Source organism: Nitrobacter sp. 62-23 (assembly GCF_001897285.1).
GTDB lineage: Bacteria > Pseudomonadota > Alphaproteobacteria > Rhizobiales > Xanthobacteraceae > Nitrobacter.
This window is the reverse complement of sequence record NZ_MKSM01000041.1, coordinates 1-9,926: the sequence shown is the minus strand read 5'-3', so window position 1 is coordinate 9,926 and position 9,926 is coordinate 1. Positions and strand designations below refer to the sequence as shown.

Here is a 9,926-nt window from a genome sequence, read left to right as displayed (position 1 = left end):
CAAGGCCAAGGTGCTTTACGAAGGACCGGAGCCGGGCACACTGATCCAGCATTTCAAGGACGACGCCACCGCGTTCAATGCCAAGAAACATCAGGTGATCGAGGGCAAGGGCGTCCTCAACAACCGGATTTCGGAATACCTGTTCCAGCACCTCAACGACATCGGGGTGCCGACCCATTTCATCCGTCGCCTCAACATGCGCGAGCAACTGATCCGCGAGGTCGAGATCGTGCCGCTCGAGGTCGTGATCCGCAACGTTGCCGCCGGATCGCTGTCGCAGCGGCTCGGCATCGAGGAAGGCACCCAACTGCCGCGCTCGATCATCGAGTTCTATTACAAGAACGACCAGCTCAACGATCCCATGGTCTCCGAGGAGCACGTCACGGCGTTCGGTTGGGCGACGCCGCAGGAGATCGATGACATCATGGCGCTGGCGATTCGCGTGAACGATTTCCTCACCGGGCTGTTTCTCGGCATCGGCATCCGCCTCGTCGATTTCAAGATGGAATGCGGCCGGCTGTTCGAGAACGAGATGATGCGGATCGTCGTCGCCGACGAGATTTCGCCCGACTCGTGCCGGCTGTGGGACATCAAGTCGAACGAGAAGCTCGACAAGGACCGCTTCCGCCGCGATCTCGGCGGGCTGGTGGAAGCCTACACCGAAGTTGCGAAGCGGCTCGGCATCCTGATGGAAAACGAACGTCCCGTCGGCTCCGGCCCGGTGCTGGTGAAGGGGTAAATCCCTCTCCCCTCGCGGGAGAGGGTGGCGGGCATTGCGAGCCGGGTGAGGGGACGGGTTCGGCATTTGGAGCGACCCCTCACCCGGTCCTCATGCCGCCAGCGACATTCGGACCACCCTCTCCCGCAAGGGGAGAGGAGAAGCAGACGGGTTACGTTTCAAAATGAAAGCGCGCGTCACCGTTACTTTGAAAACCGGCATTCTCGATCCGCAGGGCAAGGCGATCGAGGACGCGCTGAAGTCGCTCGGCGTCGACGGCATCGCCAGCGTGCGCCAGGGCAAGGTGTTCGACATCGAACTCGCCGGCGCGGACAAAGCCAAGGCCGAGGCCGTGCTCAAGGCCGCCGCCGACAAGTTGCTGGCCAACACCGTGATTGAGAATTATCGCGTCGAGGTTCTGGGTTAGGCGATGCCGGGCAGGCAGAAGCTCCACTCTCGTTATGACCGGCTTCCCGGCCATCCCCGTCTGTCTTGCCAAGCCGCAGTCAAGACGTGGATGCCCGCGACAAGCGCGGGCATGACGGAGGCTGGTTTAGTCAAAGGACGTCACGCTTCCGGATCTGGCAGATGAAGTCCGCAATCCTCGTCTTTCCCGGCATTAATCGCGAGCGCGACATGGCGCGCGCCTTACGGCTCGTGTCCGGGCGCCAACCCGCCATGGTCTGGCACGCGGAAACCTCGCTGCCTGAGGGTACCGATCTCGTCGTGGTGCCCGGCGGCTTTTCCTATGGCGATTATCTTCGCTGCGGCGCTATCGCCGCGCGCGCGCCGGTGATGGACGCGGTGCGCGCCTTTGCTTCTCGAGGCGGTCTCGTGCTCGGCGTCTGCAATGGATTCCAGATTCTATGCGAGTCAGGACTTCTTCCGGGAATCTTGATGCGCAACGCGCGGCTGAAGTTCATCTGCCACGACGTGCATCTGCGGGTCGAGCGCTCGGATACTCCGTTCACGCGCGGCTACAATGCCGGGCAGGTGATCCGCGTGCCGGTCGCCCATGGCGAGGGTAATTACGCCGCCGATGAAGAGACCGTCCGCCGCCTCGAAGGCGAAGGCCGCGTGCTTTATCGCTATTGCTCGCCGTCCGGCGAAATCGGCGACACCCACAACATCAACGGCGCGGCGCAGTCGATCGCTGGCATCATCAATGAGCGCGGCAACGTGCTCGGCATGATGCCGCATCCGGAAAACCACGTCGAAGACGTCATGGGCTGCACCGACGGCCGCGGGCTGTTCGCCGGGCTGGTGGCGCATCTGGAGCGGGCGGCGTGAATAAGCCTTTGCGTAGTAACGAACCCTCGATCACACCCGAACTCGTCGTCTCGCACGGCCTCAAGCCGGACGAATACGAGCGCATTCTCGAGCTGCTCGGCCGGACGCCGACCTTCACCGAACTCGGCATCTTCTCGGCGATGTGGAACGAGCATTGCTCCTACAAATCCTCGCGCGTCCATTTGCGCGGGCTGCCGACCAAAGCGCCTTGGGTGATCCAGGGGCCGGGCGAGAACGCCGGCGTCATCGACATCGGCGACGGGCAGGCGGTGGTGTTCAAGATGGAGAGCCACAACCACCCGAGCTATATCGAGCCCTATCAGGGCGCGACCACGGGCGTCGGCGGCATCCTGCGCGACGTCTTCACCATGGGCGCGCGCCCGATCGCCTGCCTCAATGCGCTGAGCTTCGGCGATCCCTCGCATCCGAAGACGCGACATCTCGTCAGCGGCGTTGTGGCCGGGGTCGGCGGCTATGGCAACTCGTTCGGGGTGCCGACGGTCGGCGGGCAGGTGCGCTTCCACACCCGTTACGACGGCAACATTCTGGTCAACGCCATGGCGGTCGGCCTCGCCGACGCCGACAAGATCTTTTATGCAGCCGCCTCAGGCGTGAACATGCCGATCGTCTATCTCGGCTCCAAGACCGGCCGCGACGGCATCCACGGCGCGACCATGGCGTCGGCGGAATTCGACGACGACAGCGAGGAGAAGCGCCCGACCGTTCAGGTCGGCGATCCCTTTGCCGAAAAGCTGCTGCTGGAAGCCTGTCTCGAAATCATGGCGAAGGGCTGCGTCGTCGCAATCCAGGACATGGGCGCGGCGGGGCTGACGTGTTCGGCGGTGGAAATGGGCGCCAAGGGCGACCTCGGCGTCGACCTCGATCTCGACAGCGTGCCGACGCGCGAGACCGGTATGAGCGCCTACGAGATGATGCTCTCCGAAAGCCAGGAGCGCATGCTCATGGTGCTCAAGCCCGAGAAGGAGAAGGAAGCGGAAGCGATCTTCCGCAAGTGGGGCCTCGATTTCGCCATCGTTGGCACCACCACGCCGAGCAAGCGTTTCGTGGTGAAGCATGGCGGCGACGTGATGGCCGACCTGCCGATCAAGGAGCTGGAATCGGAAGCGCCCTTGTACGATCGGCCGCACGTTCCTTCTCCGCAACTGCCCGTCGTTCACGCCCGCGATGTCGCGCCGCCGCTGCCGGTCACCGACGCGCTGGAAAAATTGATCGCGACGCCGGAACTCTGCTCGAAGCGCTGGGTGTGGGAGCAGTACGATCACGTCATCGGCGGCAATACCGTGCAGCGCCCGGGTGGTGACGCGGCTGTCGTGCGTGTGCTGGACGGGCCGAAGGGGCTTGCGCTCACGGTCGACGTGACGCCGCGCTATTGCGAGGCCGATCCTTATCAAGGCGGGAAGCAGGCGGTCGCGGAGGCGTGGCGCAACATCACCGCGGTGGGTGGGCGGCCGCTGGCGATCACCGACAACCTGAACTTCGGCAATCCGGAACGGCCCGAGAACATGGGCCAGTTCGTCGGCTGCCTGAAGGGTATTTCGGAAGCCTGCACCGCGCTGGACTTTCCGGTCGTGTCCGGAAACGTCTCCCTTTATAATGAGACGAACGGCCGAGGCATTCTGCCGACGCCATCGATCGGCGGCGTCGGCCTGCTCGACGACTTCACCAAATCCGCGTCGCTCGCCTTCAAGGCCGAGGGACATCCGATCCTGCTGATCGGCGAGACGCAAGGCTGGCTCGGTCAGTCGGTGTATTTGCGCGACGTCTGCGGCCGCGAGGAGGGGGCACCGCCGCCGGTCGACCTCGTCGCGGAAAGGCGCAATGGCGACGTGGTGCGCGGCATGATCCACGCCGGCACCGCTACGGCCGTGCATGATGTCTCCGACGGCGGACTTCTGGTGGCGCTGGCTGAAATGGCGATGGCGAGCGGCATCGGCGCCGTTCTCGATGCCGCGCCGGAAGCGATCGTGCCGCATGCCTGGTGGTTCGGCGAGGATCAGGCGCGCTACATCGTCACCGTGCATGAGAATGATCTGCTGAGCGTTTTCACCAAGCTCAGGGCGGTCGGGGTGCCCTGCGTCCAGATCGGCCTGACAGGCGGACGCGAGATCGCCATCGCCGCCGAGCGCGCCGTCGCCGTCAAGGCCCTGCAGCACGGTTTTGAAAGCTGGCTGCCGGACTATATGGCCGGAAAAGGGTGACCGCGGCTCACGGCACGCAACGCGTGCCATAAACCGGCGCTGGCTCGCGGTTACCTTCGCTCTTGCGATTGGCAAAGTTCGTGCGAGTATGGGATCGGGCTGCGTGACGTGATGAGATAGCCATATTAAGTTGAAATGCCGTCGCGGCGATTCCGGGATGTGGCGGATTTGGGAGGCACTCTGATGCCGATGGAAGCGCGGGAAATCGAGTCGATGATCAAGGAGGCGATTCCGGACGCCCAGGTGACGATCCAGGACCTCGCCGGCGACGGCAACCATTACTCGGCCACCGTGATCTCGGAGTCGTTTCGCGGCAAGTCCCGCGTGCAGCAGCATCAGATCGTCTATCAATCCCTCAAGGGACACATGGGCGGCGTGCTCCACGCACTGGCGTTGCAGACCGGCGTTCCGGAGTAGTTCCCGACGCGCCGTCGCAGAGGGGGTGATGCCGCGCGTCAACAACGATGGCAGGCTTCTGCGGGAACGCAGCCCTGACCAGCACAACCGCGTGACCTACGTCGAACTGTTCTTCGACCTGGTGTTCGTCTTCGCGATCACGCAAATCTCCCACACGCTGCTCGCGCACTTCACGCCGCTCGGCGTGCTGCAAGTCACCATGCTGATGCTGGCGGTGTGGTGGGTCTGGGTCTTTACGTCCTGGACAACTAATTGGCTCGACCCCGACCGCGCGCCGGTGCGGATCATGCTGTTCGGGTTGATGCTCGGCGGCCTCTTGCTGTCGACCTCGATCCCCAGGGCTTTCGACAATCGGGGCCTGACATTCGCGGCCGCCTATTCCGCCATGCAGGTGGGACGGACGCTGTTCTTCCTCTGGTCGGTGCCGAGGACGGCGGTCGGCCAGCGCAACAACTTTATCCGCATTCTGACCTGGCTCGTCGCGAGCGCGGTATTCTGGATCGCGGGCGGGCTGGCCGACGGCAATATCCGCATCGCTCTATGGCTCGTCGCGCTCGCGATCGAATATGCCGGTCCGGCGATGCGGTTCCACACGCCACGCCTCGGCGCCTCGACCACGCAGGACTGGGACGTCGAGGGTGGCCACATGGCGGAGCGCTGCGCGTTGTTCATCATTATCGCGCTCGGCGAATCCATCGTCGTCACCGGGGCAACCTTCGCCGACGCTGTATGGACGGTGACCGCGGTTAGCGCCTTTGTGGTGGCGCTCGTCGGCAGCATCGCGATGTGGTGGGTCTACTTTCATCTCGGCGCGGAAGCCGGATCGGAACACATTTCGCAATCGTCGGATTCAGGAAGGCTGGCGCGTCTCGCCTATACCTATCTGCATCTTCCGGTCGTGGCCGGGATCATCGTCTCCGCCGTCGGCGACGAGTTGCTGCTGGCGCATCCGGGCGGTCATGTCGGAGCCAAGGAAACGCTCAGCATTGTCGGCGGCCCGCTGCTCTACCTGATCGGAACGATCCTGTTCAAGCACGCCATCCGCGGCATCTACCAACTCTCCCACCTGGTCGGAATCGTCCTGCTGCTCGTGCTGATACCGTTCGCCTCGCGGTTCACGCCGCTGTCTCTCGCGGCAATCGCGGCGGCGGTCCTGATGATCGTGGCGGCGTGGGAGGCAATCTCGCTGGGGTCCGATTCGCATCGGGATGCGTAGGAAGCGACGCCTGGGTTCAGCATACCAATGCGTGAACCGAAAACATTTCGTCGGGATCGGTCCATGATGCGATCGGTGTCCAGCCCGCGCCCTTCGCCAGCGCGGTGAAGCGATCGATGCTGTATTTGTAGCTGCTTTCGGTGTGAATGCTCTCGCCGGTGCGGAACGGGATGCTGCGGCCCTGCAAACGAACGGTCTGCGGCCTCTTGCTGATGAGGTGCATTTCGATCCGGTGACGTTCGCGATTGTAGATCGCGCGATGGGTGAATGCGGACAGGTCGAAATTGCCGCCGAGTTCGCGGTTGATGCGAGCCAGCATGTTCAGATTGAATCGCGCGGTGACGCCGGCGGCATCGTTATAGGCGTCATACAGCACCCGTTCGTTCTTCTCGAGGTCGACGCCGATCAGCATATGCGCCCCTTCGCCGAGAATCCTGCAGGCTCCGCGCAGAAAGCGGCTGGCTTCGTGCGGCTCGAAGTTGCCGAGCGTCGAGCCGGGGAAGAAGCCCACCTTGGGCATCGCCCTGACCTGATCGGGCAGACCGAACGGCGCGGTGAAATCCGCGGTCACCGGATGGATTTGCAGGTGCGGGACGTCTTTTCGCAGTCCTCGCGCCTGCGCGTTGAGAAAGTCTCCCGATATGTCCACCGGCACGTAGGCGGCGAATTCACATGCCTCCAGCAGCAGCCGCGCCTTGGTGGGAGCGCCGGCGCCGAACTCCACCAGCGCCGCGTGCTTGGGCAGGATCGCGGCGATCTCCGCTGCACGCTCGCGCAGGATGCCAAGCTCGGTGCGGGTCGGATAGTATTCCGGCAGCCGCGTGATCTGCTCGAACAGTTCGGAGCCCGTGGCATCATAAAAATACTTCGGCGGAATCTGTTTCGGATGTTGCGTCAGTCCTGCGATGGCGTCGCTTGCGAATGTCGGTGTCGTCTGATCGGGGACTGTCCCGGCCGAAGCGGCAGCGTGCAGATTCATGACAGCCTCCCTGGCGCGTCGCGACGCATTTTCGAAATTGACGATGATCAGGTGTCGTAATCCGCGAGGCGCAGACCGGTGAATTGCCAGCGGTGGTGCGGATAAAAGAAGTTTCGGTAGGTGACACGGCTGTGTTCTTTGGGCGTCGCCAGCGACGAGCCGCGCAGCACGAACTGGTTGACCATGAACTTGCCGTTGTATTCGCCGAGCGCGCCCCGGTCCGCGCGATATCCGGGGTAGGGCGCGTATGGACTTCGCGTCCATTGCCACACGCTGCCGAACGCGTCATTGAGTTGGCCAGCGCGCGCGGCGACCTCCCATTCCACCTCGGTCGGCAGATGCTTGCCGCTCCAGCGCGCGAACGCCTCGGCCTCGTAATAGCTGACATGGCAGACCGGCGCGTCGGGATCGACCGGCCGCAAGCCCGCAAGCGTCATGATGTGCCAGCCGTCGCCGGTCTTGTGCCAATAGCCGGGCCCTTCCCACGCCTCCTCGGTGGCTGTGGCGAAACCGTCCATCAGCCACAACGTCGCGGTGCGATAGCCGCCGTCGTCCATGAAGGCGAGCCAGTCGGCGTTGGTGACGAGATCGCGCGCGAGCTTCACCGGTCCCACGAGGGCGCGGTGGGCAGGTTTTTCGTTGTCGAAATGGAAGCCCTTGCCTTGATGCCCGATGGTGTGGATGCCCTCGTTCAGCGTGATCCATCCCTCCGCGTCCGCGGCCGGCGTCGGGAAACGCCACGACGCATCGTAAGCTGGCGATGTCGGATTTTGCGCGAACGCGTGCAGAATATCCGTCAGCATCAGTTCCTGATGCTGCTGTTCATGGTTGAGGCCGGCTTCGACGAGCGGGGCCAGCCCCGCCAGCATTTTGTCGTTGGTGTCGTGAAAGAATTTGACGACCGCGGCATCGACGTGCCGGCGATAGGCGGTGATCTCCTCGGCGCCCGGCCGCGTGATGTGGCCGCGCTGGGCACGGGCATATCTCGGGCCGGCGCTGACGTAATAGGAGTTGAACAGGAAGGCGTAATCGGGATGGAACGGCACGTAGCCGGGACTGTGCTGGCCGAGCAGGAATTGTTCCCAGAACCAGGTGGTATGGGCACGGTGCCATTTCGCCGGGCTGGCGTCCGGCATCGACTGCACCGTCTGATCCTCCGGCGACAGCGGCGCCGCGCGTCGCTCCGTCTCGCCCCGAACGGCGAGAAATGCTTCCGTCAGGCGGCTGGCCAGCGTTCCGGAGCTGGAAAATAGCGGCAGGTTCGAAATGGCCGTCACGGCCGCGGCAGACGCTGGTTTCGTCACGGACATCTCCGGTTTCGGAAGAGAGAACGTTGCTCCGGAGGATGGGTTCCGGAGAACAATCGGCTCCGCGCCTGCGAGAGGCCCCGCGTCTGTGCTGGAGGCGGCAGCTATCCGTTGCGACCCGCGGGCGGGAAGGCGTGGCAACGGGCGATGCGACCATGCATGGCAGTTTCCCCGGCTATTTACTTTATTACACAACGGTTTCGGGTTATAGCTAGCCCAACTGGGAGGGTCGCTGGCGGCCCTCTGAACGTGCGGCTATACGCAGCGGTTATAAGGATGTGATGATGAGCATTAAGGAATTCATCGAGAACGAGCTGAAGTCGAATGACGTCGTGCTGTTCATGAAGGGCACGCCGCAATTTCCGCAGTGCGGTTTTTCGGGTCAGGTGGTTCAGATTCTCGACCACGTGGGCGTCGGCTACAAAGGTCTGAACGTGCTCGAATCTCCGGACCTTCGCGACGGCATCAAGACCTATTCAAGCTGGCCGACAATTCCGCAGTTGTACGTCAAGGGTGAATTCGTCGGCGGCTGCGACATCGTCCGCGAAATGTTCCAGGCCGGCGAACTGCAGAAGCTGTTCTCCGACAAGGGCATTACGTTCAACGCGCCCGCGTCGGCCTGACGACAGGCCTGACACGCTCCTGATCCCTGCGCTCGGGATTATCGCTGCGGACGTCATGGTGCTGAATCATGGCGCTGGATGTTGACGCGATCGTCGAGGCGGCGAATGGGTCTGATCGGCGGCGATGGCGCGATCCGTTGCCGCGGCGAGGATCCGCCATTGCTCGCGGCGCGTGACGACAGCGTGCGATTCCCTGTGTCGTCACCTGTGATCGCTCATGTGACGTGAGGCGTGACGTCGCAGCATGAGGAACCCTGACGACGAATGGTTGTTCTTGCCAATTCGTTGCAGGGAGATCATGGGATGAAAATACGATATGTCGCCATCGCGATGGCGGCGGCCATGGCGGCTGCCGGCCTTGCCCATGCCGACCAGCCGGGAGCCGATTGGATGCCTGCGGATCAGGTCATCCAGAAGCTGACGGCCAAGGGATACACCAACTTCAGCAAGGTCGAGGCCGACGACGGTCATTGGGAACTTGAGGCCGATCTTAAGGGCGTCCGTTACGATCTTCATGTCGATCCGAAGAGCGGTGAGATCACCAAGAGCGAACGGGACGACGACTGATCGGCGCCTGCATATGGCAACAAAAGACATATGACAGTGACAATAAAAAAGCCCCGGAGACATCCGGGGCTTTTTTTGAATCGGGCCGCAGGGATCAGCGCGAATAGAACTCGACGATCAGATGCGGTTCCATCTGCACCGCGAACGGCACGTCGGAAAGGTGCGGGATGCGGATGAACTTCGCGACCTGCTTGTTGTGGTCGGCATCGATGAAGTCAGGCACGTCGCGTTCGGCGAGCTGGTTGGCTTCCAGCACCAGCGCGAGCTGCTTCGAGGCGTCCTTGACCTCGACGACGTCGCCCACCTTGAGCTTGTAGCTCGGGATGTTGACGCGGCGGCCGTTGACCTTGACGTGGCCGTGATTGACGAACTGGCGCGCGGCGAACATGGTCGGTACGAATTTCGCGCGATAGACCACGGTGTCGAGGCGGCGCTCGAGCAGGCCAATCAGGTTCTCGCCGGAGTCGCCCTTCATGCGGGTCGCCTCGACATAGATCGCGTAGAACTGGCGTTCGGAAATGTTGGCGTAATAGCCCTTGAGCTTCTGCTTGGCGCGGAGCTGGGTGCCGAAGTCGGAGAGCTTGCCCTTG

Annotated in this window: 11 protein-coding genes; 8 read left to right on the top strand and 3 right to left on the bottom strand. The window is 63.0% G+C overall.

Features of this window, described 5'->3' with window-relative positions:
* The 6 genes from purC to BGO16_RS04025 all read left to right on the top strand — a co-directional run.
* Positions 1-739, top strand: a 739-nt coding sequence (purC, locus tag BGO16_RS04050; RefSeq protein ID WP_292617315.1) for a phosphoribosylaminoimidazolesuccinocarboxamide synthase, incomplete at its 5' end; no start/stop codon positions are given.
* A gap of 163 nt (positions 740-902) precedes the next feature.
* Positions 903-1,145: a phosphoribosylformylglycinamidine synthase subunit PurS gene (gene purS / locus BGO16_RS04045; RefSeq protein WP_292617314.1), complete on the top strand. Its 243-nt coding sequence runs from the start codon at positions 903-905 to the stop codon at positions 1,143-1,145.
* Positions 1,146-1,306: 161 nt separating this feature from the next.
* Positions 1,307-2,008, top strand: a complete 702-nt coding sequence (gene purQ, locus BGO16_RS04040) for a phosphoribosylformylglycinamidine synthase subunit PurQ (protein WP_292617313.1) — start codon at positions 1,307-1,309, stop codon at positions 2,006-2,008.
* A gap of 8 nt (positions 2,009-2,016) precedes the next feature.
* Positions 2,017-4,227, top strand: a complete 2,211-nt coding sequence (gene purL / locus BGO16_RS04035) for a phosphoribosylformylglycinamidine synthase subunit PurL (RefSeq protein ID WP_292617316.1) — start codon at positions 2,017-2,019, stop codon at positions 4,225-4,227.
* Positions 4,228-4,410: 183 nt separating this feature from the next.
* Positions 4,411-4,644 carry a BolA family transcriptional regulator gene (locus BGO16_RS04030; RefSeq protein ID WP_292617312.1) on the top strand — a complete coding sequence of 78 codons (234 nt, stop codon included), beginning with the start codon at positions 4,411-4,413 and terminating at the stop codon, positions 4,642-4,644.
* 28 nt (positions 4,645-4,672) lie between these two features.
* Entirely contained in the window at positions 4,673-5,860 is a 1,188-nt protein-coding gene (locus BGO16_RS04025) for a low temperature requirement protein A (RefSeq protein ID WP_292617311.1), read from the top strand.
* A gap of 16 nt (positions 5,861-5,876) precedes the next feature.
* Here the strand turns inward: BGO16_RS04025 and egtD are convergent, their stop codons facing one another.
* Both egtD and egtB read right to left on the bottom strand, forming a co-directional pair.
* A complete protein-coding gene (gene egtD / locus BGO16_RS04020) occupies positions 5,877-6,839 on the bottom strand; it encodes an L-histidine N(alpha)-methyltransferase (protein ID WP_292617310.1) in 963 nt (320 codons plus the stop codon).
* A gap of 47 nt (positions 6,840-6,886) precedes the next feature.
* Positions 6,887-8,149 carry an ergothioneine biosynthesis protein EgtB gene (gene egtB, locus BGO16_RS04015; RefSeq protein ID WP_292617309.1) on the bottom strand — a complete coding sequence of 421 codons (1,263 nt, stop codon included), beginning with the start codon at positions 8,147-8,149 and terminating at the stop codon, positions 6,887-6,889.
* Between the two features lie 281 nt (positions 8,150-8,430).
* On the opposite strand from egtB, the gene grxD reads away from it, so the two are divergent.
* A complete protein-coding gene (grxD, locus tag BGO16_RS04010) occupies positions 8,431-8,769 on the top strand; it encodes a Grx4 family monothiol glutaredoxin (RefSeq protein WP_292617308.1) in 339 nt (112 codons plus the stop codon).
* Positions 8,770-9,072: 303 nt separating this feature from the next.
* On the top strand, positions 9,073-9,336 hold the full coding sequence (locus tag BGO16_RS04005) for a PepSY domain-containing protein (protein ID WP_292617307.1): 264 nt from the start codon (positions 9,073-9,075) through the stop codon (positions 9,334-9,336).
* A gap of 94 nt (positions 9,337-9,430) precedes the next feature.
* Here the strand turns inward: BGO16_RS04005 and rpsD are convergent.
* Positions 9,431-9,926 (bottom strand): 30S ribosomal protein S4 (gene rpsD, locus BGO16_RS04000; RefSeq protein ID WP_292617306.1); only part of this gene is annotated, 496 nt, incomplete at its 5' end.

Coding starts and splice junctions, on each gene's coding strand:
- egtB (WP_292617309.1), bottom strand. CDS start 8,149: ATGTCCGTGACGAAACCAGCGTCTGCCGCGGCCGTGACGGCCATTTCG.
- BGO16_RS04025 (WP_292617311.1), top strand. CDS start 4,673: ATGCCGCGCGTCAACAACGATGGCAGGCTTCTGCGGGAACGCAGCCCT.
- grxD (WP_292617308.1), top strand. CDS start 8,431: ATGAGCATTAAGGAATTCATCGAGAACGAGCTGAAGTCGAATGACGTC.
- purQ (WP_292617313.1), top strand. CDS start 1,307: ATGAAGTCCGCAATCCTCGTCTTTCCCGGCATTAATCGCGAGCGCGAC.
- BGO16_RS04030 (WP_292617312.1), top strand. CDS start 4,411: ATGCCGATGGAAGCGCGGGAAATCGAGTCGATGATCAAGGAGGCGATT.
- BGO16_RS04005 (WP_292617307.1), top strand. CDS start 9,073: ATGAAAATACGATATGTCGCCATCGCGATGGCGGCGGCCATGGCGGCT.
- egtD (WP_292617310.1), bottom strand. CDS start 6,839: ATGAATCTGCACGCTGCCGCTTCGGCCGGGACAGTCCCCGATCAGACG.
- purS (WP_292617314.1), top strand. CDS start 903: ATGAAAGCGCGCGTCACCGTTACTTTGAAAACCGGCATTCTCGATCCG.